Here is a 24556-nt window from a genome sequence, read left to right as displayed (position 1 = left end):
TGGTCAAGCGTAACTTTCGGGCGCACGACCGGGCCCGACGGCGTCTTCGATCGCCCACCCGGATCCCACCCAGCGATGGCGGCACGGCCACCGACGTAGCGACCCACCGACGCAGATACGCAGCGACGCGGCAACCCGGCAACCCGGCAACCCGGCAACCCGGCAGATTGTTGACCAGATCAAGGAGCGATCCCTAGGGTCTGGTCAAACACTGTCACGAGGGGACTCCACCATGACCAACCCGTTCGGGTTCGAGGGTAAGCGCGTTGTCGTCACGGGGGGCTTCTCGGGTGTGGGGGCGGCCTTGGTCGAGGTGTTGGCCGAGCAGGGTGCCGAGCACATCACCGTGCTCGACGTCAACGAGCCGACGGGTTCGGCGCAGACGTTCATCCGGACCGACCTGTCCGACCCCGCGTCCGTGGACGCCGCCGTCGCCGCGATCGAGGGCCCGGTGCACGCGCTGTTCAACAACGCGGGCGTGGCCGGCACCCTGCCCGCACCCGCCGTGTTCGCGATCAACTACCTTTCGCTGCGCCGGTTGACCGAGGCACTCGTGGCCAAGGACGCCCTGCCCGAGGGCGCGGCAATCGTGAACACCGCCTCGATCGCGGGCATTTCGTGGCCGGCCCACCTGGAGGCGATCAAGCAACTGATCGCGATCGAGGACTGGGACGCCGCGCAGGAATGGCTCGCGAGCAACGAACTCGGCAGTGACGCCTACAGCTACAGCAAGGAACTCGTCCAGGTTTACACGATGCACTACGCCCGCACGGCCTCCGCAAAGGGCCTGCGGATCAACAGCGTGTGCCCGTCGCCGATCGACACCCCGCTGCTGCCGGACTTCCGCAAGACGATCTCCGACAAGGTGATCGACTGGAACATCTCCCAGGGCAACGGCCGACTCGCCACCGGCCGCGATGTCGCCCTCGCACTCGCGTTCCTGGGCTCGGACGCCTCCGGCTTCGTCAACGGCGTCAACATCAACCTGGACGGCGGCTTCAACGCCGGCCTCACCGTCGGCAACCTCGACTTCTCCGGCCTCGCATAACCGGCGAGCGACACCCGACGCGCGGTGCCCCGCCGGCCACCGAACCAGGCGGCGGGGCAACGGCGTTCGTCAAGAGTCGGTGCCGGCGCGAGAGCCGTCCAGGAGGCCGCGGGACTACGAGGCTGCCCACACCCGGGTCCCTCGCGTGGTGGACCCCCGCACCCGCGCCGGGACCAACGCGCTTTCCGGGCCCGGCGTCAGCCGGATTGCTCGTGGGGAGCGGCAGGGGCCAGGTGGGCGAAGGTTTCGAGCCAGGTCGTATACCACTGGCGGAACCACGGGTGGCTCTGGGCGAGCGGGACGATGGTTCGCGCCGTCTCACGGTAGTACGAGCCGCGTTTCTCGGGTCGGGGATGCAGTCCAAGCGCTGGACGTTGCTCAGGCGATCCGCCGGCTTCACCACGACCGCGTCGGTCGGCGCGCTCTACAAGCGGCTCGGATAGGACTCCCGGGCCTCGGCCGCGGACTCACCTTCAGCCGGCTCCGGCTTGGTGACCCACTCGACCAACTCCGCGACCCGGTAGCCGAAACCGGTCCTCACCGCCTCCGGCGCATGCGGTGTCCTCGACCACATCGTGCAGGATCGCCGCTCGCAGAACGTCGACATCGACGACACCCAGGGCCTCGACAAGAACGCGTACGACCTCCAACAAGTGCTCGACGAACGGCTCGCCCGCCGGCCGCACCTGACCCGCGTGCCCGGAACGTTCTCGTACCGGAGTACTCGGACGTTTCGGTGGGGCGGCGAGGTGCCGTGCCGGGCGCCGCGGCGGGGCAAACGTTGCCGGGCGCGGCACTGGCAACGCACGCGCGGTGGCTTCCCGTCATGCAATCCGCTCCCGGTGCGAGCTGACAGCATGGGCTCATGGACAAGGCAATGGACCTCGGTGGGTTCGGTGTGCGCCGCGCGAGTGAGTCGGAGTCGGATGCGCTGATCGGAATCGACACGGTTGCGATCGAAGGCGACACCGGACGGCAGGCGAGCATCCGAGAGTGGTGCCGGGAGGGCCTGGCGGTCGTGGCGGAGGACGCGTCCGGTCTGCTCGGCTATTGCGTGGTCGAGCACACCTTCTTCGAACAGGGCTTCGTCACGATGTTGATGGTGGCCCCATCGGCCCGCGGCAAAGGAGTCGGTCGTCGGTTGCTGGACGCCGCTGCTGCCTCGTGTACGACTCCGAAGCTCTTCACGTCGACCAACGTCTCCAACCAGCCGATGCAGCGACTGCTCCAAAAGGCCGGATGGAGTCCGGTCGGCCTTCTCCACGGCCTCGACGAGGGCGACCCCGAGCTGTTCTACCTCTACCGCCCTCGGATGCCGACGCAGTGACCGAAGCGCTCGCGTACAAGGACGCGTTGCAACTCGGCGGCCGGGCCGGTGAAGAGACCGGCACCGACCGTACGCGGTAGACGAGATGCCCCGTCGCCCACCGAATCGGGCGACGGGACATCGGCGTTCGTCAGACGGCCAGGGCCGCCGTGAGGGCAGCCCACGAGGCTCCCGGGACAACGAGGTGGCCCACGCTCGGGTCTTTGCTGTCACGAACGGGGACGAGACCGGGGAAGTCGTCGCTGACCTCGACGCACGCGCCTTGATCGTCGTTGCTGTGACTGGACTTGCGCCAAGCAGCGGCGCTCAGGTCAGGGGTTGCGTGCATGCCTCGTACTCCTTGATTGCCGCGCGGATCATGGCTGCCGATTCCCTCGGGGTCAGGGCGTAGGCACTCGCCCGATCGTAGGCCCGCCTGCGCATGCTGACGACGTCCGGATCCTCCAGGATCTGTCCGCTCGCGCTACCTTCCACGTAGATCAGCGACGTGCCGTCCTCCAACTCGATCGCGATCTGCGTTGCCTCGCTCAGGCAGAGTCCGCCACGGTGAAGTGGCAGAACTCGGACGATGCCGTGCTCGTGGTCCATGATCGGCAAGAGGGCGGCGAGTTGTTCCGCCATGACTACCGGCCCTTCGATCCAGCGGCGTAGGACCGACTCGTCAAGGATCGCCGTGAAGTACGGGCTCGGGGTTTTGTCGAAGATTGCGCGTCGGCCCATCCGGGCCGCGACGCGCGCTTCGATCTCTTCATCGGTTGCGCCCCGGTCCGCCTCCCGGAAGACCGCTCGCGCGTAGGCCGGAGTCTGGAGCAGTCCGGGAATGCGGAACCCTGCCCACTCCCTCAGACCCACGGCGTCGTTCTCCAAAGCCATGTATTCCAGGTACCGATCCGGGAACCGTACGCCGCGCAGCATCTCGAACATGGCCGTAAACAGACCGCTCGTGCCGAACGCGGCATCGAGCTTCGGGCACAGTTCTTCGGGAACCGGACTGTCACAGGTTTCGAAGCGGCTCATCGACGCCTTGCTGTAGCCCACGACATCGGCCAACTCCGTTACGGACATGCCGGCTCGCGTGCGGTGCTCACGAATCTGAGCGGCCACGCGTTGCCGCGGTGATCCGTTTGTCGGATCGGTCCGACGCTCCCTGAATCGCACACGCGTACCCCTTTTCGTTCCAATTGCATCCGCAACGACGGGCTTCTTCAGAGACTAGACCGATTGGCCGATCCTGGATCACAGAGTGGCCGAATAAGCACCCACCGCAATCGAAGGGGCCACTCCGGCGCGCGACTAACTGCTTCGTACGCCACGGCTCGACCTGAATCCCCTCCCCGACCTACCGCGCGGGGTGCGGGAGTCGGCGCGTCCCGTTTCGTGGTCGAACGGCGGCGCGACGAAAGATGGGAGGTAGAGGGCGAGTGAATGCCTGGACAGCGTCTCGCCCTCTACGTGCCCCGAACCGGCCAAACCGGAAAGGACACGTCACCACGATGACAGATCGAATCGGATGGACCCGGCAAAACTCCGCACCCGCATCGGCGGCCGATCCCGATCGGCAGGTCGAGCGGTTGTGTTTGCCGGCCCGGCAGCCGGCCCGGCAGGAGGTCGCCGGACCGGATGCCGATGCCCGCCCGCTTTCCGCACACCCGGCGCTGCTGCGGCGCCTGCGCCCGCGTCGCCTGTGGCGGTCCTGGCGCTCCTGGCGGTTGTCGCTGCGGTTTCGCGCGCTCCACTCGGACGGGCGGTACCCGCGATGACGATCCGAGCGCGGCTTTCGGGGAGTACGCAGGAGGACCTCGACAAGGGCCGCGCGTTCTTCGAGCACTACCGACACGCGTGGTGTCGGGACGCCTATTCGAGTCGTGAGGGCACACTGATGGACGTACAGGGTCGGCAGGCCCACCTCCGTCTGCGCAGCGGCCTCGAATTCACGTGCCAGGTTATGGACTTGGTCATCCTGGGGCCCCCTCCCCCGATCCCGCACCGGCGTGTCGGGTACACCGGTGTCGAGGACGCGACGAAGCGGCCGGCGGGCCTGCTCGTGGAGTTGTGGGCGGTGGACAATGGCACGTTGGCCACCGTCCGACCGCCGAACGGCCCCGCGTGGTTCGCGATGTTGTCCGACCTCGAACGGGTCGACTGCCTGCTGGGCCCGGTGGCGGACTGGACGGACCCGCCGTTTCCGATCGAAGCGCGACGATGACGCCGCGACCACACGCAGGCCGAACGCCATCCGCGCGCGCTACGACTGCGACGTCGCAGATCTCGCCCTCAAGCGGGCCCGCGCCCGTGGCCGCGTCGAGTGCGTACACCTTTCCGTCGAAGCTGCCGATGTACACCATTCCGTCCACCACCGTCGGCGACGAGACGATGCGGCCCCCGGTGGTGTAGGCCCACTTCTTGGCGCCCGTGGCCGCGTCGAGCGCGTACACGTTCGTGTCGTAGCTGCCGACGTACACCGCCCCGTTCACCACCGTCGGCGACGAGATGACGCGCTCCCCGGTGGTGTAGGTCCACCCTCGTGTCGCGATGGTGTGCTCCGTCGCCGGCGGTGGTGTGGTGGCGTGGTCGTCGCCGGTGGCGGCGGGGCGTGGCTTTTCCCGGCTGTCGGGTCCGTCGCCGAGGGTGAGGGCTGCGGTGATGCCGCCTGCCGTCAGCGCGGTTGCGGTGCCGGCGGCGAGCCACAGGAACCGGCGACGGCCCGGCCGCAGTGGCGTGCTCCCGGGGGCGCCGGGTCCGAGCTCGTCCTCTTTGTGCGCGGCAAATCCGAAGCCGGGGACGACGGCGGGCGCGTACCCGGGCGAGGTGCCCGCGACCGGTCCGATGGCGGTGGGTGCGTCGGCGTTCGGGGGATGGCGTCTTCGGCGGGGAATGGGCGGGCCGGGGCGGCGAGTCGTGCCGTGGGCGGCGGTTCGTCGGCGCGGGTCCCCGGCGTGGCTGTCGAGGGTGCGGGGATGGTGAGGGCGCGAAGGCGCCGTCGGACGTCGTCCGCGGTGGCGGGCCGGTCCCGGGGGTCTTTGGCGAGGAGGGCGAGCACAAGGTCGTCGAGGGCCGCGGGCACGTCCGAGCGGTGCTCCCCGGGGCGGGTGGGGATGCGGCGGAGGTGCGCGTTCATCGTCGCGACCGGGCCACTGACGTCGAACGGGACGTTGCCCGTCAGGAGTTCGTGCAGCACGCAGCCGAGGGAGTACAGGTCGGATCGGGCGTCGCCCGGTTGCTCGTGGAAGCGTTCGGGCGGCATGTACGCGAGGGTGCCCATGACCATGCTCGACCGGTTCGTGGACTCGGTGAACCGTGCGATCCCGAAGTCCAGGATCTTCACATCGCCGTCGTCGGTGAGCATCAGGTTCGCGGGCTTCAGATCACGGTGCACCACCCCCGCCGCGTGCGCACGCGCCAACGCCGAGGCAACCTGCGCGGTCCACTCCACCGCGGCCCCAACCGAAACCGCGCCGTCGGAGCGCAGCACCGACGCCAGGTCACGGCCCTGAAGGAACTCCATGACCAGGAACGGCGACCCGTCCGCCTCGTCCTGGCCGAGGTCGTGCACGGTGACCACACCGGAGTGGTGCAGGGTCCCTGCGGTCCGGGCCTCGCGGAAGAACAACGCCGCACCGGAAGTGTCATCACATCCACCGCGGAGTCGGCCGCGTCGGGGTTACGCATGTGAAGTCGAGCTGCGGAAACAACGTCGAACGGGGGTTCCGATCCTCGACTTCCCCGGTTGGACGTGGCAGAGGTCGGATACGCGATACGCCGATAGGAGGCCGAGGGGGCGCCGACACAAATCGGTGACCGTACAGGAGGTGCTCCACCCGGTAATGTGCGCCGACCGGCAAATAGCCAGGGCTTCTTGTCGAGTGTCTCCGACAAGAAGCCCTGGCAATTTGGAATATGACGAATAGTCAGACAGCCCCGGCCGTACTCACACGGCGGGATCTTCGACGGCCGCGGGGATCTCGCCCTGGGCCATCTCCTCGACGAATCGTTGCAACAGCGTGGCGAACGTCTCGCGGTCCGTGTCGCTCCAGCGGTCGAGCATCTCGCTCATCCGTCGATCCATGACGTCGTTGAGCCGTCGTCGGACCGAGTCGCCGCGCGGCGTGAGCGAGACGAGGCTGACCCGCCCGTCGTCCGGGCTGGGCGAACGCCGTACGTAGCCCTCCCGCTCCAGTTGACCCACCTGGCGCGCGGTCGCGCCCGGGTCCATGTTCGTCATGCGCGCCAACTCCCCCATGGGGAGCGGGCCTTGCTTCTCGATGCGGCGCAGCAGCACATAGGCGGGCTGCGAGATGGTCGCGCCCGCCGCGGCGGCCTGGCCCGCGTACACTCGGCGGCTGGCGTGGCGCCGAAGCAGGGCCTCCAGCGCCCGCTGGATCGCTTCGACGTTTTCGGTGGAGTTCACCCGACCATGATAGCAGTCCTTGACTGCGTCAATTTAATACCGTGCGATAACGTGCATAACTCGGATCGGATTCCGAACCCGGCGCACATCGCGACCAAAGGTCGCATTGGCGGATGAGCGACGAACGGGGCTTCGGTTCGGCGAGATCAGCGCACGGCGAGGTCTGCGGTACACAGCGGTACACGCGCGGCACACTCGCGATCGGGTGTGATCAGACATGATTGATATCCGCGGCGAGCGGGCGAGCGGCCCTGTTACGGCCGCTATGCGGCCCGGCCCAGTGGCCCGGTTATACGTCCGGCCTAAGCGGTCGCCTCGGTCCCGACGGAGGAAACGAGACCGAGACGACCTGCCCATGGACTATGTCAGTCGTCAGACGATCAGACAATGGCAACCGGATTGATGGGGCTACCCGTTGCGCCCGTGACCGGAAGCGGGGCGACACACAACAGACACGAATAGGCGCCCGCTTCCGCCATGGCCTCGGCAAGGTCGGTCAACCACAGGTGTTCGAGGAGCGGAACACCGGATTCGACGAGCAACGCGATGTGTACCGACAGAAACCGATCATCGAACGGAATGCACTCGATCGCGCTGTTGTCCGCGCCGACGACGCTGATGTCGCGGGCCCGAACGTACTCCACCGCGTCGAGCGAGAGACCGGGTTGGGCGAACGCGGGTTCGCGGCCCGAGGCGACCGTGGCCCGGTACTCGTCCAGGTAGCCGGTGCGTACCAGCAGTGCGTCGCCGGAGCGGACCTCGACCCCCTGCCGCTCGGCGCACCCGGCCAGATCGGCGCCGGTGATCTTGTATCCGCCCTCCAGGTACGGCGTGTCGAAGTGCCGCGGCAGGTCGAGCAGCACCGCCCGGGTCGCGAACGCGCCGAGCTTGTCGATCCCGCAGCGGCCGGCGCCGGTGTGCGAGCGGAAACTGTCGGCCGGGAAGCCGTTGTAGAAACGCCCCTTGGCCTGCACATGGCACAGCGCGTCCATGTGCGTGAGGTTGTGCGACGGGATGATCAGCACATCCTCGTTCGAACCGACGTCGTCGCCGCCCTCGAACCCCTCGTACATCGCGTCGGTCTGGCTCACCAGCGTCAGCCGCTGCGGCGTGCCCCGGAAGTCGAAGGCGGGCTGGTTGCCGCGCACGATGGGCAGGGCGAGCGAGTACGACCGCCCGGTCCGGATCTCGTGGGCGGCGGCCCGGACCCCGGCGGGCTCGATCAGATTCAGCGCCCCGCGTTCGTCCTCGGCGCCCCAGCGCCCCCAGTTGCCGGCGGCAGGCGGGGGGTCGTCCCCGGTCGCGGGTTCGGACCCGAGCGAGGGCCCGTCACCGGGCGGGGTTTCGGATCCGGTTCCACGCGAGGGCTCGGCCCCGGGCGCGGTTGTGTCCGGGTCGGATCGGGTGTCGTCCGTCATGCGTCGGGCGGTCCTCTCGGGCGGCCGGGCGGATCGGCGATCCGCATCCGGCGGGCGGGCCGGGCGGATCGGCGATCCGGCCGGGCGGTCCGGTCCGGGCGGGCCTCAGAACGCGATGACGCCGCGCGCGATCCGTCCGTTGTGCATGTCGTCGAGCACGTCGTGGAAGCCGTCGACCGGGTAGACCTTGGAAACCAGCGCGTCCAGGTCGAACTTGCCCTGGCGGTACAGCTCGACGATCGCCCGAATGTCCTCGTGCGGACGCACGCCGCCGGCGCGCGTGCCCAGGATGCCCCGGTCGCACTGGAGCAGGTTGGCGATCCGGATGTTGGCGGTCGCGGTCTGCGCGGGCTGGCCGACGGCGATCAGCGTGCCGCCCCAGTCCAGCGCCTCCATGGCGTTCTCCAGCACGGCCGGGATGCCGGTGCACTCGAAGATCCAGTCCACGCCGCCCGCGCCGAACACGCCGACCTTGACCTCGTCACTGAACGGGAAAAGGGTGCGGATCTCGTCCGCGACGTCCACGCCCTTCCCGGACTTGACGAAGTCGGTCGCGCCGAACTTGCCGGCCAACTCGAACTTGCCGGGCACGGTGTCGATGCCCACCACGCGGCCTGCGCCCTTGAGCCGGAGCGCCTGGACGGCGGACAGGCCGACCCCGCCGAGGCCGATCACGGCCGCGGTCTGGCCGGGCAGTACGTTCGCCCGGTTGAGCACCGCACCCGCGCCGGTGACCACGCCGCACGGGACCAGGCACGCGGAGGTCAGCGGCACGTCCTTGGGGATGGTCACGCACTGGATTTCCTTGACCAGGGTCAGCTCGGCGAAGGTGGACGCGCCGGCGAAGTTCCACACCGGCTCGTCGCCGATCGCGAACGGCGTGCCCCGGTTGCCCAGCGTCTGCCGACAGCGGTTGGGGTGTCCGGTCTGGCAGTGCCGACACATCCCGCACGCGGCGATCGTGGTGATCACCACGTGGTCGCCGGGCGCCACCGAACCGACTCCCGCACCGACCTTCTCCACGATGCCGGCACCCTCGTGTCCGAGCACGGACGGCGTCGGCCACTCGATGACGCCCTCCAGCACGCTGACATCGCTGTGACAGACCCCGGTCGCGACGATCCGCACCAGGACTTCACCGGCCTCCGGGTCACGGACGGTGACGTCGTCCCGGATCTCGGCGCCCGTGGCGGTGTGCAGGATCGCGCGCATGTACCGTCTCCTCGTTCCGGGCGGACGGCCCGCCGCGAGGTGTGTTCGCCGCGCACCGGACCGGCCCACCCCAAGCCGAACTTCCACATCCTTGATCACTACAACGATGTCGATTATTCACCGCGCGCCGAAGAGGTCAAGGCATACCGGACCCAGGATCTGACGGACCGTCGGCTGCGGAACGACGCCGGGCGACACGGCCGCATGGCGCATACCGTCCGCACGATCGCGCCCCGGGAGGACCGCGTCGGCAGCCGTCCGAGTATCGGAGTCTCTCGGATCTCGGAGTGCCGGGGACGGGGTCTCGCGACGCCCGGGCGTCGGGGCGGCCGGGCTGTGGAGCGTCCGGCTCGCGCGACGTCCGGGCGTCGGAGCGTCCGGGTGGCAGGGCGTCCGGATGGCGGAGTGCCGGTTGCCCGGCCCCGGAACGGAACCGACGACTCACAGCGTCCGCCATGGCGGCGCGCTCCCCCGACCCGTCACCGGCACGGCGCAATGAGAACGACACGGACGGGCGCGCCTCCGCGCGAGGAGGGAACACCCGGGTTAAGTTGGCCGACATGTCGACAAAAACGGTGCATGTCACCCATTACACGGTCCAGTCCGGTAACACGCTCACGGCCATCGCGGGCATGTTCGGGACGACGATCGAGCAGCTCGTCAAGTGGAACGGAATTCCCAACCCGGACCGAATCGACGCCGGCCAAAGGCTCATCGTCAACGAGTCCCCCACACCACACGACACCTTCTACACGGTGAAGTCCGGCGACACGCTCACGGCCATCGCCCGCAAGTACGGGACGACGATCGAGCGCCTCGTCCAGTTGAACGGCATCCCGGACCCGAACCGGATCGACGTCGGCCAGCGGCTGATCGTCGCCAAGTCGGCACCGGCACAGGCCTGAGAACACGGGTGAACGGCGGTTGGGATCCCAACCGCCGTTCACCCCCTATCCGTTCGGCCCGCGTCGGGGGGGTCAGCAGACGAAGTCCGACGCGTTGGCCCAGAACGTCAGGAACGACCAGGTCTGCGGGCCGCAGATGCCGTCGACGGTGATATCCGCGCACGATTGGAACCTGCGCGTCGCGGCCTCGGTCACCGGCCCGAACACGCCGTCTTCGTCGAGTTGGTCCCCGGTCAACGAATGGTTGAGGTAGCACTGCTCCTGCTTGACCGCGTCTCCCGTGGAACCACGCTTGATCGTGGGCCTCTGGACGCTGTAGTTGCAGGGCTGATTGATCTCGCCGGGCATGGTCGGCTCCTTCACATGGCGTGGTTTCCGTCTTCGGGCGCGGTTTCGGTCGCTCGGCCGCAGCGCGGCTCGCTCGGCGCGACCACGGGCGTCGTGCGTTCGGTTCGACACCTTCGGTTCCGCCGTGATTGCTCGCGGCCGTTCCCTTGATCGCTCGCGCCCGTCCCAGCGGAACACAAGGCGGTACGAACCGCATGTCATCGGCACCCCCCGAAGGAGTAACCGCGAGGGAGTGATCCGGCGATTCGGCCGGGGTCTCGGGGCCGACACCCACCGGCGACACATGCACCCGCGTGCCGTGGGTTGCGCCGATCGTGGGACGAACCGAGGACCGTGTCACCCGGATCGATTCGGCGAAGCGCGGAGGAATCCGATGGCCCCGTGGAGTCCGGTGCCGCGACCGGCGTCCGAGGCCGCGACCGAGTCGAGGACGACCCGCCGCCGCGCCGCCGGATCAGGCGGCCGCCGGATCAGTCGATCGTCGGGCTGCGGCGTTCCAGGAGGGTTACGTCGCGCCACCGGTCGTGGTGGCGGCCGACTCTTTCGCGCGTGCCGATGACGCGAAAGCCCAGGGCCGTGTGCAGAGCCAGGCTGCCGGTGTTCTCCGGGAAGATGCCGGCCTGGATGGTCCATACGCCGGCCGCCTCGGTGGAGTCGATCTGGGCGGCGAGCAGGGCGCGGCCCACTCCCCGGCCCGCCGCGTCGGGGTGGACGTAGATCGAGGTCTCCACCACGCCGCGGTAGACCGCGCGCTTGGACGTCTCGCTCGCGGCCACCCAGCCGAGTACCGCTCCGGTGCTCCGGTCGAGCGCGACGAATCGGTGGTCCGGCAGTTTGCCCGCGTCGAATTCCGCCCACTCCGGCGCGCGCTCCTGGAAGGTGGCGTCCCCGGTGTCGATGCCGAGTTGATAGATCGCGAGCACCCGGTCGGCGTGCTCGGCCCGCATCGGCACGATGGTCAAGGCCGTGGGGGCGGCGGCGGTGGTGGTCATGGCGCTCTCTCCGGGGACGCGGTGGCCGGCAGAACCCCCATCCTGACGCAAATGCACATGCGCCCTCGCACCCACCCCGGTATCTATCGCCGGATGGGAACACAGGCAGCACAGGACGTGGAATCGACGGTCGTACGCGCCGTCGCGGCATCGGCCGAGGCCACCGAGGGCGAACGGGACTGGTCCCGCCGGGCGGGCGGACTGGAGTGGGACTGCCCTGCTGTGGTGTACCGGCCGTACCGAACTCCCGGGCCACCCGCGCCGGGTCGGGAAATGGCGCCGGCAGGGCCTGCCGGACGCGTAGGCCGGCGCGGCGCGTGGGCCGGCCCCGCCGCGCGGCCGTCAGTCGCGCCCCGCGGCGCCGATCGCGGCGGCCCGCGCCCACGCTGCTCGCGTCGAGGCGGCCGCGCGTTCCGTGCGTCCGTGCCGGTGCGTCCTTGTGCCCCCGGTATCCGCGCGTGGGAACTCGGGGGCTTTGCAGCAGACTTGGGCACGCGGGTGCGCCGAGGCGCGCCCGAGTGCGCTCCCGTTCCATCGCCCGACCACCCAGGAGGAACCCCATGCCCGCACCGTCCCTGGACGGACTCGGTTTCGCCCCGCTCGATCGTCCCGAGCACGGTGAGGTGGACGCGTCCACGTTCTTCACGTATCACGAGGCCGACGGAGTGGTCTGGGCCGAGTACAGCGGTGGCGACATCGTGCGCGGCCACCTGATCGGCACCCGGGACGGGGACACCCTGGACTTCCGCTACACGCAGCTCAACCGGTCCGGCACCACCGCATCCGGGCACTGTGTCAGTGCCGTCGTGGTGTTGCCAGACGGTCGGATCCGGCTGGAGGAGACATGGGAGTGGGAGTCTCGGGAGGGCAGCGGTACCAGCGCCGTGGAGCAGGTCGTCGGCACGCGGACCTGACACCCGGTCGGTTGTCGGACGCGGTATCTACGTTGAACCCCAACGGACATCGCGACCGAAGGGGTGGGCCATGGGATTCAACGGGGACATCGTCGTATTACGCGCACGGACGCCGTTGCCGGACCTGGCGCCCTACGTCGGCGGAAACGGACATCCGATCTACGGCGAGTGGTCCTACGCGGACGGCTGGCGCGCTGTGCACGTGCGCCATTTCGAGGACCCGTACGCCTTCCAGGGGCCCTGGCTGACCGATCTGGCCGCCCGGACCGGCTCGCCCGTGCTGGTCTGCGGGGTGGTCGAGAGCGATGTCGCGCACGTCCAGGGGCTGAGCGGGACGGACTTCTGGGAGGGCTGGCTCGATCCGGGCAGCGCCGCCACGCAGTTGGCCGACGACCGGTGGAACAGGACCGGGCAGCAGGGCGACTTCGCCCGCTTCCGGGACGAGGCCGCGGCGTGGCTGGAGGAGGATCGGCCGCGCGTGGCCGAGGCGGCGGTGCGGTGGGCGGCGGCGGCCGGATACCGGGTCCGCGCCGAGCCGATCCTGAAGTTGTTCGGCCTCCAGCGGGACCCGTTCGTACAACACCTGTTCTTCGATCTGCTCGCGTGCCTCGGGCTGGTGTCGATCTCCGAGCGGTGATCGGGCGAGCCGGGCTCACTCGGCCCGGTCCGCCTCGGTGTGCTCCGGCACCTTTTCCACCTGCGTGTCCTCCGGTCGGATCCGACGGCCGTCCGCGGCGCGTACCTCCAGGGTTCGCAGCGGGCGGCCGTGGCGTCGATCCAGCAGCCTGGACTGCGGCTCGGCCGGCTCGAACCAGTGCGCCTCGCCCCACTGGCGCAGCGCGACGATCACGGGGAACAGGTCGCGGCCCTTGGCGGTCGGCACGTACTCGTTGTAGGCACTTCCGTCCGACGCCGGGACCACCTCCAGGATCCCGCCGGCCACCAGCGTGCGCAGTCGTGCGCTGAGGATGTTCTTGGCCACACCCAGGCTGCGTTGGAACTCGCCGAATCGTCGGCTTCCGTCGAACGCGTCGCGCACGATCAGCAACGACCACCAGTCGCCGATCGCATCCACCGAGCGCGCCACCGGACAGGTGCTCTCGTCGAACCGTGTGCGCTGCACCATGACCGACCCCTTCTGCCTCGTGTCGGGTGGCCACCCACTCCCACCCTGGTTGCAACATGCTACCAAGCTCGTCTAACCTGCACCAGGTAGCAACTTGCAACCAGATGCGGGAGGCGACGAGGCATGAGGAGCGTTGCATGGCAGCGACCGAGCAGGGCCCTCCGAGGCGGAACGGGGCGGGGACGAACCGGCCGGGGGCGGACGGGGTGAGGGCCGGCAAGGCGCGCACGGCCGGCGCGGGGGGCGATCGGGCGACGCGGGTCGGCAAGGCCCGGACGGGCGAAGCCGGGGTGGAAGGAGCGCGGGTCGACGAGGCAGGGAGGGTCGATGACGCACAGGCGGACGGAATGCGGTGGGCCGGCAGGGCGCGCGCGGCGGCCGATGAGGCGGTACCGCCCGGCGGGGCGGAGACAGGCCGGCCGCGGGGGCTTTCCAAGGGGCAGACGCTTCTGTTTGCGGTCGCGGCCGGTGTTGCCGTGGCCGGTGTCTACCTCGCCCAGCCGCTTCTGGTGACCATGGGGCGCGACCTCGGTCTCGCGCCGGGCACCGTCGGCGTCGTGGTCACGCTCACCCAGGTCGGCTACGGGCTCGGGCTGTTCCTGCTCGTCCCGCTCGGCGACCTGATCGACCGTCGCCGGCTGATCGTGGGCCAATTCGCCCTGCTCGCCGTCGCGTCGGCCGCCGTCGGCCTGGCCGGTCACGCCGCGCTGCTGCTGGTCGCGATGATCGGCGTCGGCCTGCTCGCCGTGGTCACCCAGACGGTCGTCGCCCACGCCGCCTCGCTGGCCGCCCCGGCCGAACGCGGTCGCGTCGTCGGCGTGGTCACCAGCGGCGTCGTGATCGGCATCCTGCTCGCCCGCACCGTCTCCGGCACGGTGGCCGACCTGGCGGGCTGGCGTGCGGTGTACCTCGGCTCCGCCGCGTTGTCCCTGGCCCTGGCCGGGACGTTGTACCGGGTGCTGCCCCGCGGACACGACGACCGGGTCGTGGCGTCCGGTGGCGACCGGCCGAGCTACCGGGAGCTGCTCCTCTCGACGCTGACCCTGTTCGCGCAGGAGCGCCTCTTCCGGGTCCGGGCCCTGTTCGCGCTGCTGATCTTCGCCGCCTTCAGCACCCTCTGGAGCAGCATCGCCCTCCCGCTGAGCGAGCCGCCGCTGTCCCTGTCGCACACCGCGATCGGCGCCTTCGGCCTGGCCGGCGCCGCCGGCGCGTTGGGGGCGATCCCGGCCGGCCGTCTGAGCGACCGGGGCCACGCGAACCGGGTCACCGGGGTCGCCCTGGTTCTGCTGACCCTGTCCTGGCTGCCGCTCGCGTTCACCCGCCAGTCGTTGTGGGCGCTGGTGGTGGGCACGATCGTGCTCGACTTGGCCGTCCAGGCGGTACACGTGACGAACCAGACGCTGATCCACCCGCTGCGCCTGAACGCCGGCAGCCGGCTGATCGGCGGCTACATGATCTTCTACTCGATCGGCAGCGCCGGCGGAGCGATCGCCTCCACCACCCTGTACGCGGCGGCCGGCTGGCCGGCGGTGTGCCTGCTGGGCGCGGCCTTCGGAGCCCTGGCGCTGACGGTGTGGGCAGTGGATTCGCTCCGGAAGCCTCGGCAGGACGGCGCGTCACCCGGGCCGACCGTCACACCGTGAGCAGCACGTTCACGATCACGCCGCCGACGCGCAACTGCCCACCCCGCCGCCGACCTCCGGAAGGCGCCGTCGACAAGCACAACCGCAACCTCTTCGCGAAGCTCGGCCCGGCACCCGACGAGGCGGGGCATCGACGGGTGCCGGCCGTGCTCGCTCGGGTGAACAGCTGAAACAGCCGGGCGGCCGGGCGGCGGACGGGGGCGGGCAGGCGCGCGGCGGGAGGGAGACACCGAAGCGCCCTATGCGTCGCCCGGCGTCGTCACCCGGCGTCGTCACCCGGCGCCTGGCAACGCGGGCCGGTCGCCCGGTCACCGGTCGCCTCGCCGCCCGACCTCCGTCTCACGCGTCGAAGGTGTCCCTGCGGGTGCGCGGGCGCTTGCGCGCGGCCGGGATCGGCTGCGGGGCGGCGCCCTCGACCACCGTGTTGCTCAGCGTCCCGATCCCCTCGACCGTGAGGGCAACCGTGTCGCCCGGCTTCAGCGGCGGCAACTCCCGGCCCAGGCCCCACAGTTCGCCGAGACAGCCACCGTTGCCGCAGGTGCCGGTGCCCAGCACGTCGCCGGGGCGGATCCAGGTGCCGCGGGAGGCGTAGGCGACCAGTTCGGCGGGCGGCCAGCCCATGTTGACCAGCGAGTCGCGGCCGATCTCGACACCGTTGACCGACGCGCGCAACGCGATGTCCAGGAAGCCGTCGGCATCCCGGTACGCCTCGAACTCGTCGGCGGTCACCAGCCACGGGCCGAGCGTGGTCGCGGTGTCCTTGCCCTTGCACGGACCCAGGCCGACCCGCATCTCGCGGGCCTGGAGGTCGCGCGCCGACCAGTCGTTGAAGATGGTGTAGCCGACGATGTGTTCCGCCGCCTGCTCGACCGTCAGGTCCTTGCCCGCGCGGCCGATCACGATGCCGACCTCCAACTCGAAGTCGAGCACGCTCGACCCAGGCGGCATCGGCACCACGTCCTCCGGGCCGATGATCGCGTAGGGGTTGGTGAAGTAGAAGGTCGGCAGTTCGTACCACTCGGGCACCACCGTCGCGTCCGGCCCCTGCACGGTGATCGCAACGCCCTCGACGTGCTCCTCGAACGCCACGAAGTCACGCACGGTGGGCGGCTGTAGCGGCGGCAACAACCGCACGTCGGCGAGGGGGACCGAGGGCTTCGACAGGGCCTGCTCGCCCGCCGCGCGCAACTCCCGGGCGCCGCGCTCGATCAGGCCGAGCAACGTTTCGCCGGCCGGCAGCGGGTGCACGGTGTCGCCGGCGCTCGACACCACCCCGGAGAGGATCGAGCCATTCAGGTCGAAGGTCGCGAACTTCACGATTGTTGCTCCTTGTTCCGTACGTACCGAGGACCGGCGACGGTGTGTCGGTGTCGCCACATGATCACCGTCGCTAAATGATCACATCGGCGCAGGCCGGGTCGCCGCCCGCCGTCCGCCGAACGGCCGAGAGCGCTCGGCGCGCGACCGGCGGCTCCCGACGCGTCGGCTCAGGTCCGGAGTTCGGCGCCGGTTTTCGCGCGGACCTCGTCCTCGGTGACGTCGGGGGCGGTCTCGACCAGGAGCAGGCCGCGCTCGGTCACGTCGAGCACCGCGAGATCGGTGATGATCCGCTGGACACAGCGCTTGCCGGTGAGCGGCAACGTGCAGGTCTCGACGATCTTGTGGTCACCCTTGCGGGACACGTGCTCCATCAGCACGATCACCCGACGGGCGCCGTGCACGAGGTCCATCGCGCCGCCCATGCCCTTGATCATCTTGCCGGGAATGGTCCAGTTCGCCAGGTCGCCGACCGCGCTGACCTGCATCGCGCCCAGGATCGCGGCGTCGATGTGGCCGCCCCGGATCATCCCGAAGGACAGCGCCGAATCGAAGAAGGAGGCGCCCGGCAGGACCGTGACGGTCTCCTTGCCGGCGTTGATCAGATCCGGGTCGACCTCGTCCTCGGCGGGATACGGTCCCACCCCCAGCAGGCCGTTCTCCGAGTGCAGCACCACGTGCACGCCGGGCGGGATGTGGTTGGGCACCAGTGTGGGCAGCCCGATCCCGAGATTGACGTACGAGCCGTCGGTCAGCTCGGTCGCCGCCCGCGCGGCCATCTCGTCCCTGGTCCAGGCCATCAGTCGCGCACCGTCCCCCGCGCCGCCGGCGCGGTGATCGTGGTCTTCTCGATCTGCTTCTCGGCGGCCTGCGCCGCGCTCAGCACCACCACCCGCTGGACGAACACGCCGGGCAGGTGCACCGCGTCCGGGTCGAGTTCGCCCGGTTCGACCAGTTCCTCGACCTCGGCAACGGTGATCCGGCCGGCCATCGCGGCGAGCGGGTTGAAGTTGCGCGCCGACTTGTCGAACACCAGGTTGCCGTGGCGGTCCCCGCGGACCGCGCGAACCAGCGCATAGTCGGTGGTGATCGACTCCTCCAGCACGTACTCGACACCGTCGAAGAGGCGCACCTCCTTGCGCGGCGAGGCCACCACCACGTTGCCGGCCGCGTCGTAGCGCCAGGGCAGACCGCCCTCGGCGACCTGGGTGCCGACTCCGGCCGGCGTGAAGAACGCCGGGATGCCACAGCCGCCCGCGCGCAGCCGTTCGGCGAGGGTGCCCTGCGGAGTGAGTTCGAGTTCGATTTCGCCGGAGAGGTACTGCCGGGCGAACTCCTTGTTCTCGCCGACATAGCTGCCGGTCGCACGCGAGATGCGGCCGGCGTGCAACAGGATGCCGAGGCCCCATCGGTCCACGCCGCAGTTGTTGGAGACGACCCGCAGATCGCCGGCACCCTGCGCGTACAGGGCACCGATCAGCACCGAGGGAATCCCGCACAGACCGAACCCGCCGACCGCGATCGAGGCCCCGTCCCCGATATCGGCCACCGCCGCCTCGGCCGTACCGACCACCTTGTCCATACCGACTCCGATCACCCCACCAGCCCGACCCACCGACGCTATGCGCCGGCCGATCCGCCCCCCACCCCCTCCTTCCACCCACCGGAAGCCGACCAAAACCACCCCGCCCCGGCCACACCTCCGACACCGAAGCCCCAGCCACCCAAGCCGGGGTATGAGGCTACTCAGCCCCGCCGGCGCATGAGGCAAATCAGCCTCGCCGGCGCTTGAGGCGAACCCAGCCCACCAAGGCGCAACGCCGACCGAACGCAACCTCAGCCCGGCCGGCGCTTGAGGCCACTCAGCCCGGCCGGCGCTTGAGGCCACTCAGCCCCGCCGGCGCATGAGGCAAATCAGCCCGGCCGGCGCATGAGGCGAACCAGCCCGGCCGGCGCATGAGGCCAAGGGCCCGGCCGGCGTCGGAGGCCCCACCCGCCAGGCCACCCGAGCGCAGGCCGGGCCACCCCCGTCACGCGTAGCAGGAAAGCGGCTTGCCATCGTTGAACGTGACCATGTCACCGAGCGCACCGTAGATGTCGATCGACGCAGCCCGCTCCGCCCCGTTCAACTCCGCATAGGCTCGGTGCAGGTTGCCGACGATCCGCTCGGAGTCGGACAGTGCCGCATACTCGCCGAGGTCCGTCTCGCGCGCCACGCTCAGCGGGTCCAGGCCCGCTTCCAGACCCTTGCGGGCGGTGTCCAGAAGGAAGTTCGTGTACCCGATCGCGTAGTCGATCTGCTCGGGGCCGCACACCTCACCGTGCCCGGGGACCAGCGTGGTCGCGCCCAACGCCTTGATCCGCTCCAGCACTTCGAGGTAGCCGGCGGGCGAACCCATCAGCAGGAACGGCGTGCCGCCGTTGAAGATCAGGTCGCCCGTGTACAGGACACCCTGCTCCTCCAGCCACACCACCGAGTCGTTCGAGGTGTGCGCCGGACCGAAGTGCCTTACCTGCGCCCGCAGTTCGCCCGCGTACACGGTGACGCTGTCGGTGAAGGTCAGGAACGGCGGCACCGCGCGCAGACCGCCCCAGCCGACGCCCGGCCAGATCGCCTCGACCTCCATGATGCCGAGGTTGAGGATCTCGGCCCGGGTGTTCTCGTGCGCCACGATGGTGGCCGACTCGAACAGGTAGTTCCCGTTCGTGTGGTCGCCGTGGTGGTGCGTGTTGATCAGGGTGCGCACCGGGGCGTCGGTGTGCTTGGCGATGGTCTCCTGGAACATCCGGGTCCGGGCCTCGGTGGCGCAACCGTCGATCGCGACGACGCCCTCCGGACCGACCAGGAAGCCGGTGTTGTTGATCCACCAGGTGCCGTCCGGCTGGATGTACGCGAACGCTCCGTCGGCCACCTCCTGGACGCGAGGCGGATCCATCCGGCCGTGATCGTGCTGCGACGTGCTCATCGATACTCCCGATCGACTGGGGGTGTGCGTTGACGTGCATACACCGCCGACCGCCCGGCGCGCAGCCTGACGATCCGTCAGTTGCCGCGTCCGGTAGGGCTTGTCCCGGGATGTCCGGGGCCCGGCGGCTCGATCGGGGCTCAGTTCACGGCGCGACCGGTGAATGCGGCGAGCCGATCCGCGGCCGGCGCGCCCGGATCCACCGGCTGCACCGGACCGAACGCGCGACCCTCACCGCGCGCGGCGTCCGGGAGGGTGGCGCGCATGCGCTCCAGGAGCATCTCGGCGAGCTCGGGGTCCAGGTCGGTCGGCTTGCCCAGCGCCCGGGCCAGGTCCCACGCGTGGACGAAGACGTCGCCGGTGGCCAGACCGAGCAGGAAGCCGCCGTTCCGCTCGCCGAACGGGGTCTTGATCGACGCGGCGATCCGCTCCGGCGTGAAGGTCGCCAGGATCGTCTCGACCACCGCCTCGAAGTCCTCCCGGGGGTCCTCGGAGACCGGCTCGCTCGGCCCGGTCAGGGCCGCCGCGAGGCCGCGCTGAGCACCGGTGGCGTGGGCGAGCAGATCCCGTACGTCCCATTCGTCACACGGACACGCGAGTCCGAGCTTGCTGTCGTCCACCTCGGCGAGCAGCGGGCGGAACGCGTCGACGGCGCGCTTGTACTGGGTTATCTGGTCCACGAGGGCTCCTTCGAGGGATGACGCCGCGCTGACACGACGTGTTTTCGGGGTGACGCACGACGGGCAGCGGTCAGGCTACGCCCGGGTCCGGGCGGCGGATACGGCCGGTTGGGGAATGTTTGGCGAGTGCACGTATGTTTCCTTTTCGGTGCGTCCGCCGCCGTGACCGTCGGTACGTCCGTCCGTACATCACCCGAGGTGGAAGCCGGAGAGCAAGTGAAGGTCGAGATCTACAGCGATATCGCGTGTCCGTGGTGCTACGTCGGGAAGCGGCGCTTCGAGCGCGCGCTCGCCGCGTTCCCGAGCGCCGAGGACGTCCGAGTCACGTACCGTCCCTACCAGCTGGACCCGAGCACCCCCGCGGAGCCGTCGCCGCTGCGCGAACGACTGGCCGAGAAGTTCGGCGCGGCCAACCTGGACGGGATGAACGCGCGGCTCGCCGAAGTGGGCACCGCCGAGGGCATCGGCTTCGACTTCACCCGGGCCCTGTCGGTGAACACGCTGACCGCGCACCGGGTGTTGTGGCTCGCGCTGACCGAGTTCGGCGCGGCGGCCCAGGCCGCGCTCAAGGATCGGCTGCTCGCGGCGTACTTCGCCGAGGGCGAGAACGTCGCCGACCACGCCCGGTTGACCGAGTTCGCGGTCGAGGCCGGTCTGAACCGGGACCGGGTGGTCGCCTTCCTCGCCTCGGACGAGGGCACCGACGAGGTCCGGCGCGAGATCGCCGAGGCGCAGGAGATGGGCGTCACCGCCGTGCCGACGTTCGTGTTCGAGGGCAAGTGGGCGGTGCAGGGTGCCCAGGAGGCATCCACGTTCCTCCAGGTCCTGGAGCAGGTGCGAGAGCAGATACGGGAGCCGAGCGGCGGGTCGGCGGCAACCGCGCCGGCGGCCGACGACGACGCGTGCGCCGACGGTTCCTGCGCGGTGTGAGCGCCCCGGGGGGAACGACCGGGCGGTTGTCCGTCGAGCGCCTGCAACGGGCCCGATGGGCCGCACTGTGGGTGTTCTTCGCCTTCAGCGCCGCGGTGGCGGACTTCCTGGCCCGGATCCCGCAGTTCAAGGAGGATCTGGGGCTCGACGACGCCCAGTTGGGGTTGGCCCTGCTCGGTTCGCCGGTGGGCGCGCTGGTGGCGGTGCAACTCGCGGGCAGCGCCGCCGGACGCTGGGGCAGCAAGCGGGTCGCGCGGGTTTCGGTGATCGGCGGGTGTCTGGCGCTGTTCCTGCCCGCGTTCGCCTGGAACCTGCCCTCCCTGGCGGTCGGCCTGCTGGTCCTGGGCGCGCTGATGGGGTTCACCGATGTCGCGGCGAACGCGCAGGGTGTCGCGATCGAGCAGCAGTTGCGTCGGCCGATCATGAACGGCCTGCACGGCGGGTACAGCCTCGGCGGGCTGTTCGGCGCGCTGGTCGGCTCCGGCGCGGCGGCCCTGGGCCTCACGCCCAGGGTGCACCTGTCGGTGATGGCGCTCGTGCTCGCGGTCGGGGCGTGGGCGAGTTCGCGTGCGCTGCTGGGCGTCGCGGACGATCCGCACGTGCACCCGCCGGCGGAGCCGGACGCGCAGGCCGTGGCGGCTGTGGTGCCCGAGACGGTCGAGGCGACCATCGGCGGTGTGGCCCGGCTGCTCGCCGGCTATCGCGCGGTGGTCCTGCTCGCCCTGATCGGGCTGTGCTCGTTCGTCGGCGAGGGCGCGGTGGCCGACTGGAGCGGGGTGCATCTGCGCGAGACGCTGGACAGTTCGGCGGGCGTCGCCGGGTTGGGCTTCGCGGGCATGTCGGTGGCGATGGCGGCGGGCCGGTTCGCGGGCGACCGGGTGGTGGAACGCTTCGGCCCGGTACGGGTGTTGCGGATCGGCGCGCTGATCGCCGCACTGGGCATGACGCTCGCGCTGGCCACGCCCTGGCCGGCGCTTTCGGTGCTCGGGTTCACGCTGTTCGGCGTCGGGGTGGCCCCGGTCGCCCCGGTGACGTTCAGCGCGGCCGGCAACACCCCGGGGGTGCCCGCCGCGTGGGCCATCTCGCGGGTGACCGGGATCGCCTACATCGGGCTGCTCGCCGGTCCGCCGGTGATCGGCTTCATCGCCCACCACACCAGTTTGACCACGGCGTTGGCGATCCCGGCGGTACTGGTCGCGATCATCGCCCTGACCGCGGGCGCGGTCCGCCGCTGAGCCGTTCCGTCCTCGGGTGCGCTCGGCCGCCCCGGCACCCGAGGACACCCGGCGCACGGGCTTCGCCTCGCCGGATCTCCCGGTCCGGACCCACCCGCGCCCGCGGCCGGCCCGCGGCCGGTCGCCGGGGCGCGGGCCCGGGCGTCACTTCAGCTTGTGCGCGTACTTGATGCCCTGTGCGTCCCAACGCGCCTCGTGTGCCGCGGCGCGGGTGCGAAAGTCCGCCCAGTCGCGCCGTTCCGGACGGGACCAGGCGGCCTCGGCGACCGAGGCGATCCGCGGGAAGAGCAGATACTCGGCGTCCACGACGCTCCTGATCGTCTCGCCCCACAGCGCGCCCTCGACACCGAGCACGGCGTCCGCGGGCATGCCGGGCAGGTGCGTCGAGGGTTCCCAGTCGTAGGACTTGCGCACGTCGACGGTGCCGGCCCAGGTCACCCCCAGCCGCTCGCCGCCGCTGTATTTCATGTCCAGGTAGGCGTGGTCGGCCGGCGCCATCACCACCTTGTGCCCGGCCCGCGCGGCGGCCACGACCTTGGCGGCGTCCTGCTTGGACGCGCCCCAGTACTCCAGGATCGCCCCCGGTGCCGGGTCGCCGGAGGCGAGTTGGTGCCAGGCCATGGTCTGTTTGCCGTGCTTGGCCACCAGCGGCTGGGCCCGGGCCATGAAGGCCCGATACTGCGCGGGCTCGAGGGTGTGCGTCTCGTCGCCGCCGATGTGCAGGTAGGGCCCGGGGGTGAGTTCCGCGAGCCGGCCGAGCACTTCGTCCAGGAACGTATAGGTGGCCTCGCCGTCGATGCGCAGCGAGGAGAAGCCGACCTGGGTGCCGGTGTAGGGAACGTGCGGTTTGCCGTCGTGGGCCAGTTCCGGGTAGGCGACGATCGCCGCGTTGGTGTGCCCCGGCATGTCGATCTCGGGCACCACGGTGATGAAGCGCTCGCCCGCGTATTCGGTCACCGCGCGGTAGTCGTCCGCCGTCCAGAACCCGCCGGGCCCGCCGCCCACCTGGGTGGCCGCGCCGATCCCGGTGAGCCTGGGGCGTCCCTCGATGGCGATCCGCCATCCCTGGTCGTCGGTCAGGTGCAGATGCAGGTGGTTGAACTTGTAGGCGGCGAGGTGGTCGATCAGTCGGCGCATCTCGGCGGGCGGATAGAAGTGCCGGGCCAGGTCGATCATGATGCCCCGGTACGGATACCGGGGCGCGTCCCGGACCACGGCCGGGCGCAACTCGAACGGCGGCTTTGCCGGCACCAGTTGGCGCAGCGTCTGGGCGCCCCGGTAGAGGCCGGCCGGCGCGCCCGCGCGGATCGTGGCGCCGTGCTCGGTGACGACCAGTTCGTACGCCTCGTCGCCGTCGGGTCGGCCGGCCGGATCGGGGTCGGGGACCAGGGAGATGTCGGTGCCGGCGCGCGATCGTGCGTCGACCACCACGGGCAGCGGCAGGCCGGTGGCGGCCCGCAGTTCGGCGGCGACGACTTCGGCGACCGGCCGCGCGGCCTCGGTCGCGGCCCGCACCCGGGTGTCCCGGGCCGGTGTCCAGGGTCGGCCCGGGCCGCCGAGCGCCTCGACCGGGATCGGCACGAGCCCACGCGCGTCGGCGTGCAGCGGTCCGCTCGGCGACTCCGGGGTCTCGGCTGCGGCGGTGGTCGGCGGGACCGGCCCGCCCGCTCCGCTCGGGTCGGCCTTCGGCGTGCCGCCCGAGGAGGAGGTCGCGTCGGTGATCCATACGGCCGCCCCCGCCGCGGCGATCGGCACGGTGAGGAAAAAAGCCAGGGCGCGTCGCCGCATCATGTGACTCTCCCAAATCGATCCGTCGGGATCGGTCTCGGCCCAGTCTAGGCAGCCCTCGGCGACGATCCGGTTGGTCGACACACCGATAAACGGAAGGCAACGATCCGGTATATCCCAACGAATGGTTGGCAAACGGGCATCGAGCGCTGGGTGGCAAAATACGGATATAGAGGCCCGACGGACGACGCCGGGGGCAAATGCCGTGATATCACCGCGTGTAGGATCATGCCCCGTAATCGATATTCCTTCGCAGCGTTAACTTACGCATGTCAACATTCGGGGGCGTATGCCGGGCT

Annotated in this window: 27 protein-coding genes and 1 pseudogene; 11 read left to right on the top strand and 17 right to left on the bottom strand. The window is 70.3% G+C overall.

What is annotated here, in order from left to right; all coding sequences use genetic code 11:
* Nucleotides 1-232 precede the first annotated feature (232 nt).
* Nucleotides 233-1048, top strand: coding sequence for a coniferyl-alcohol dehydrogenase (locus ACFZBU_RS19435; RefSeq protein WP_391584841.1), 816 nt, complete (start codon nt 233-235; stop codon nt 1046-1048).
* A gap of 473 nt (nt 1049-1521) precedes the next feature.
* On the opposite strand, the gene ACFZBU_RS19430 is transcribed toward ACFZBU_RS19435, so the two are convergent.
* Nucleotides 1522-1845, bottom strand: coding sequence for an HD domain-containing protein (locus ACFZBU_RS19430; RefSeq protein WP_391585141.1), 324 nt, complete (start codon nt 1843-1845; stop codon nt 1522-1524).
* A 68-nt stretch (nt 1846-1913) separates the two neighbouring features.
* On the opposite strand from ACFZBU_RS19430, the gene ACFZBU_RS19425 reads away from it, so the two are divergent.
* Nucleotides 1914-2375, top strand: coding sequence for a GNAT family N-acetyltransferase (locus tag ACFZBU_RS19425; RefSeq protein WP_391584840.1), 462 nt, complete (start codon nt 1914-1916; stop codon nt 2373-2375).
* A gap of 130 nt (nt 2376-2505) precedes the next feature.
* Here ACFZBU_RS19425 and ACFZBU_RS19420 read toward each other — a convergent pair whose 3' ends face one another.
* Both ACFZBU_RS19420 and ACFZBU_RS19415 read right to left on the bottom strand, forming a co-directional pair.
* Nucleotides 2506-2703, bottom strand: a complete 198-nt coding sequence (locus ACFZBU_RS19420) for a DUF397 domain-containing protein (protein WP_391584839.1) — start codon at nt 2701-2703, stop codon at nt 2506-2508.
* Nucleotides 2682-3479 carry a Scr1 family TA system antitoxin-like transcriptional regulator gene (locus ACFZBU_RS19415; RefSeq protein WP_391584838.1) on the bottom strand — a complete coding sequence of 266 codons (798 nt, stop codon included), beginning with the start codon at nt 3477-3479 and terminating at the stop codon, nt 2682-2684. Before ACFZBU_RS19415 ends, ACFZBU_RS19420 begins: the two co-directional genes overlap by 22 nt.
* A gap of 389 nt (nt 3480-3868) precedes the next feature.
* Between ACFZBU_RS19415 and ACFZBU_RS19410 the strand changes: the two genes are divergently transcribed.
* Both ACFZBU_RS19410 and ACFZBU_RS19405 read left to right on the top strand, forming a co-directional pair.
* Complete coding sequence (locus ACFZBU_RS19410) at nt 3869-4135, top strand: hypothetical protein (protein WP_391584837.1); 267 nt, start codon at nt 3869-3871, stop codon at nt 4133-4135.
* The gene (locus ACFZBU_RS19405; protein ID WP_391584836.1) at nt 4132-4581 is read left to right on the top strand and encodes a hypothetical protein; all 450 of its coding nucleotides are present in this window, start codon (nt 4132-4134) and stop codon (nt 4579-4581) included. The genes ACFZBU_RS19410 and ACFZBU_RS19405 overlap by 4 nt, the downstream gene beginning before the upstream one ends.
* Before the next feature lie 109 nt (nt 4582-4690).
* Here the strand turns inward: ACFZBU_RS19405 and ACFZBU_RS19400 are convergent.
* The 5 genes and pseudogenes from ACFZBU_RS19400 to ACFZBU_RS19380 all read right to left on the bottom strand — a co-directional run.
* Nucleotides 4691-4849 (bottom strand): annotated as a pseudogene (locus ACFZBU_RS19400) (PQQ-binding-like beta-propeller repeat protein); the annotation flags it as partial.
* A 182-nt stretch (nt 4850-5031) separates the two neighbouring features.
* Entirely contained in the window at nt 5032-5985 is a 954-nt protein-coding gene (locus tag ACFZBU_RS19395) for a protein kinase (RefSeq protein WP_391584835.1), read from the bottom strand.
* A gap of 318 nt (nt 5986-6303) precedes the next feature.
* Nucleotides 6304-6783: a MarR family winged helix-turn-helix transcriptional regulator gene (locus ACFZBU_RS19390; protein ID WP_020555350.1), complete on the bottom strand. Its 480-nt coding sequence runs from the start codon at nt 6781-6783 to the stop codon at nt 6304-6306.
* Nucleotides 6784-7163: 380 nt separating this feature from the next.
* On the bottom strand, nt 7164-8201 hold the full coding sequence (locus ACFZBU_RS19385; protein WP_391584834.1) for a cyclase family protein: 1038 nt from the start codon (nt 8199-8201) through the stop codon (nt 7164-7166).
* A gap of 105 nt (nt 8202-8306) precedes the next feature.
* Nucleotides 8307-9413 carry an alcohol dehydrogenase catalytic domain-containing protein gene (locus ACFZBU_RS19380; RefSeq protein ID WP_391584833.1) on the bottom strand — a complete coding sequence of 369 codons (1107 nt, stop codon included), beginning with the start codon at nt 9411-9413 and terminating at the stop codon, nt 8307-8309.
* A 455-nt stretch (nt 9414-9868) separates the two neighbouring features.
* On the opposite strand from ACFZBU_RS19380, the gene ACFZBU_RS19375 reads away from it, so the two are divergent.
* Nucleotides 9869-10318: a LysM peptidoglycan-binding domain-containing protein gene (locus ACFZBU_RS19375; protein ID WP_391584832.1), complete on the top strand. Its 450-nt coding sequence runs from the start codon at nt 9869-9871 to the stop codon at nt 10316-10318.
* A 72-nt stretch (nt 10319-10390) separates the two neighbouring features.
* Here the strand turns inward: ACFZBU_RS19375 and ACFZBU_RS19370 are convergent, their stop codons facing one another.
* Nucleotides 10391-10666 carry a peptidoglycan-binding protein gene (locus ACFZBU_RS19370; protein WP_391584831.1) on the bottom strand — a complete coding sequence of 92 codons (276 nt, stop codon included), beginning with the start codon at nt 10664-10666 and terminating at the stop codon, nt 10391-10393.
* Nucleotides 10667-11136: 470 nt separating this feature from the next.
* Complete coding sequence (locus ACFZBU_RS19365) at nt 11137-11658, bottom strand: GNAT family N-acetyltransferase (RefSeq protein WP_391584830.1); 522 nt, start codon at nt 11656-11658, stop codon at nt 11137-11139.
* A gap of 560 nt (nt 11659-12218) precedes the next feature.
* Between ACFZBU_RS19365 and ACFZBU_RS19360 the strand changes: the two genes are divergently transcribed.
* Together ACFZBU_RS19360 and ACFZBU_RS19355 are read left to right on the top strand one after the other, a co-directional pair.
* The gene (locus ACFZBU_RS19360) at nt 12219-12572 is read left to right on the top strand and encodes a hypothetical protein (protein WP_391584829.1); all 354 of its coding nucleotides are present in this window, start codon (nt 12219-12221) and stop codon (nt 12570-12572) included.
* Between the two features lie 70 nt (nt 12573-12642).
* Nucleotides 12643-13209 carry a hypothetical protein gene (locus ACFZBU_RS19355; RefSeq protein ID WP_391584828.1) on the top strand — a complete coding sequence of 189 codons (567 nt, stop codon included), beginning with the start codon at nt 12643-12645 and terminating at the stop codon, nt 13207-13209.
* 15 nt (nt 13210-13224) lie between these two features.
* Here ACFZBU_RS19355 and ACFZBU_RS19350 read toward each other — a convergent pair whose 3' ends face one another.
* On the bottom strand, nt 13225-13698 hold the full coding sequence (locus tag ACFZBU_RS19350) for a winged helix-turn-helix transcriptional regulator (RefSeq protein ID WP_391584827.1): 474 nt from the start codon (nt 13696-13698) through the stop codon (nt 13225-13227).
* Nucleotides 13699-14045: 347 nt separating this feature from the next.
* Between ACFZBU_RS19350 and ACFZBU_RS19345 the strand changes: the two genes are divergently transcribed.
* Entirely contained in the window at nt 14046-15341 is a 1296-nt protein-coding gene (locus tag ACFZBU_RS19345; RefSeq protein WP_391584826.1) for an MFS transporter, read from the top strand.
* Entirely contained in the window at nt 15338-15511 is a 174-nt protein-coding gene (locus tag ACFZBU_RS19340) for a hypothetical protein (protein ID WP_391584825.1), read from the top strand. The genes ACFZBU_RS19345 and ACFZBU_RS19340 overlap by 4 nt, the downstream gene beginning before the upstream one ends.
* Before the next feature lie 169 nt (nt 15512-15680).
* Here the strand turns inward: ACFZBU_RS19340 and ACFZBU_RS19335 are convergent, their stop codons facing one another.
* The 5 genes from ACFZBU_RS19335 to ACFZBU_RS19315 all read right to left on the bottom strand — a co-directional run bounded on the left by ACFZBU_RS19335 (nt 15681) and on the right by ACFZBU_RS19315 (nt 20304).
* Entirely contained in the window at nt 15681-16658 is a 978-nt protein-coding gene (locus ACFZBU_RS19335) for a fumarylacetoacetate hydrolase family protein (RefSeq protein WP_391584824.1), read from the bottom strand.
* Between the two features lie 170 nt (nt 16659-16828).
* Complete coding sequence (locus ACFZBU_RS19330; RefSeq protein WP_391584823.1) at nt 16829-17458, bottom strand: CoA transferase subunit B; 630 nt, start codon at nt 17456-17458, stop codon at nt 16829-16831.
* Nucleotides 17458-18240 carry a CoA transferase subunit A gene (locus tag ACFZBU_RS19325; RefSeq protein WP_391584822.1) on the bottom strand — a complete coding sequence of 261 codons (783 nt, stop codon included), beginning with the start codon at nt 18238-18240 and terminating at the stop codon, nt 17458-17460. Before ACFZBU_RS19325 ends, ACFZBU_RS19330 begins: the two co-directional genes overlap by 1 nt.
* 448 nt (nt 18241-18688) lie before the next feature.
* Nucleotides 18689-19624: an MBL fold metallo-hydrolase gene (locus tag ACFZBU_RS19320; RefSeq protein WP_391584821.1), complete on the bottom strand. Its 936-nt coding sequence runs from the start codon at nt 19622-19624 to the stop codon at nt 18689-18691.
* 140 nt (nt 19625-19764) lie between these two features.
* Nucleotides 19765-20304, bottom strand: a complete 540-nt coding sequence (locus ACFZBU_RS19315) for a TIGR03086 family metal-binding protein (RefSeq protein WP_391584820.1) — start codon at nt 20302-20304, stop codon at nt 19765-19767.
* A gap of 216 nt (nt 20305-20520) precedes the next feature.
* On the opposite strand from ACFZBU_RS19315, the gene ACFZBU_RS19310 reads away from it, so the two are divergent.
* Nucleotides 20521-21234: a DsbA family oxidoreductase gene (locus ACFZBU_RS19310; protein WP_391584819.1), complete on the top strand. Its 714-nt coding sequence runs from the start codon at nt 20521-20523 to the stop codon at nt 21232-21234.
* On the top strand, nt 21231-22469 hold the full coding sequence (locus ACFZBU_RS19305; RefSeq protein ID WP_391584818.1) for an MFS transporter: 1239 nt from the start codon (nt 21231-21233) through the stop codon (nt 22467-22469). The genes ACFZBU_RS19310 and ACFZBU_RS19305 overlap by 4 nt, the downstream gene beginning before the upstream one ends.
* A 144-nt stretch (nt 22470-22613) precedes the next feature.
* On the opposite strand, the gene ACFZBU_RS19300 is transcribed toward ACFZBU_RS19305, so the two are convergent.
* Nucleotides 22614-24260, bottom strand: coding sequence for a beta-N-acetylhexosaminidase (locus ACFZBU_RS19300; RefSeq protein WP_391584817.1), 1647 nt, complete (start codon nt 24258-24260; stop codon nt 22614-22616).
* Nucleotides 24261-24556 lie beyond the last annotated feature (296 nt).

The sequence above is a fragment of the Embleya sp. NPDC008237 genome, from assembly GCF_042956465.1.
Lineage (GTDB): Bacteria > Actinomycetota > Actinomycetes > Streptomycetales > Streptomycetaceae > Embleya.
This window is presented reverse-complemented; position numbering and strand designations above follow the sequence as displayed.

What these genes read in the sequence shown, in the direction of transcription:
- ACFZBU_RS19330 (WP_391584823.1), bottom strand. Translation starts at nt 17,458, where the DNA reads ATGGCCTGGACCAGGGACGAGATGGCCGCGCGGGCGGCGACCGAGCTG.
- ACFZBU_RS19435 (WP_391584841.1), top strand. Translation starts at nt 233, where the DNA reads ATGACCAACCCGTTCGGGTTCGAGGGTAAGCGCGTTGTCGTCACGGGG.
- ACFZBU_RS19405 (WP_391584836.1), top strand. Translation starts at nt 4,132, where the DNA reads ATGACGATCCGAGCGCGGCTTTCGGGGAGTACGCAGGAGGACCTCGAC.
- ACFZBU_RS19410 (WP_391584837.1), top strand. Translation starts at nt 3,869, where the DNA reads ATGACAGATCGAATCGGATGGACCCGGCAAAACTCCGCACCCGCATCG.
- ACFZBU_RS19325 (WP_391584822.1), bottom strand. Translation starts at nt 18,240, where the DNA reads ATGGACAAGGTGGTCGGTACGGCCGAGGCGGCGGTGGCCGATATCGGG.
- ACFZBU_RS19420 (WP_391584839.1), bottom strand. Translation starts at nt 2,703, where the DNA reads ATGCACGCAACCCCTGACCTGAGCGCCGCTGCTTGGCGCAAGTCCAGT.
- ACFZBU_RS19370 (WP_391584831.1), bottom strand. Translation starts at nt 10,666, where the DNA reads ATGCCCGGCGAGATCAATCAGCCCTGCAACTACAGCGTCCAGAGGCCC.
- ACFZBU_RS19355 (WP_391584828.1), top strand. Translation starts at nt 12,643, where the DNA reads ATGGGATTCAACGGGGACATCGTCGTATTACGCGCACGGACGCCGTTG.
- ACFZBU_RS19425 (WP_391584840.1), top strand. Translation starts at nt 1,914, where the DNA reads ATGGACAAGGCAATGGACCTCGGTGGGTTCGGTGTGCGCCGCGCGAGT.
- ACFZBU_RS19300 (WP_391584817.1), bottom strand. Translation starts at nt 24,260, where the DNA reads ATGATGCGGCGACGCGCCCTGGCTTTTTTCCTCACCGTGCCGATCGCC.
- ACFZBU_RS19365 (WP_391584830.1), bottom strand. Translation starts at nt 11,658, where the DNA reads ATGACCACCACCGCCGCCGCCCCCACGGCCTTGACCATCGTGCCGATG.
- ACFZBU_RS19380 (WP_391584833.1), bottom strand. Translation starts at nt 9,413, where the DNA reads ATGCGCGCGATCCTGCACACCGCCACGGGCGCCGAGATCCGGGACGAC.
- ACFZBU_RS19375 (WP_391584832.1), top strand. Translation starts at nt 9,869, where the DNA reads ATGGCGGCGCGCTCCCCCGACCCGTCACCGGCACGGCGCAATGAGAAC.
- ACFZBU_RS19320 (WP_391584821.1), bottom strand. Translation starts at nt 19,624, where the DNA reads ATGAGCACGTCGCAGCACGATCACGGCCGGATGGATCCGCCTCGCGTC.
- ACFZBU_RS19345 (WP_391584826.1), top strand. Translation starts at nt 14,046, where the DNA reads ATGCGGTGGGCCGGCAGGGCGCGCGCGGCGGCCGATGAGGCGGTACCG.
- ACFZBU_RS19350 (WP_391584827.1), bottom strand. Translation starts at nt 13,698, where the DNA reads ATGGTGCAGCGCACACGGTTCGACGAGAGCACCTGTCCGGTGGCGCGC.
- ACFZBU_RS19360 (WP_391584829.1), top strand. Translation starts at nt 12,219, where the DNA reads ATGCCCGCACCGTCCCTGGACGGACTCGGTTTCGCCCCGCTCGATCGT.
- ACFZBU_RS19385 (WP_391584834.1), bottom strand. Translation starts at nt 8,201, where the DNA reads ATGACGGACGACACCCGATCCGACCCGGACACAACCGCGCCCGGGGCC.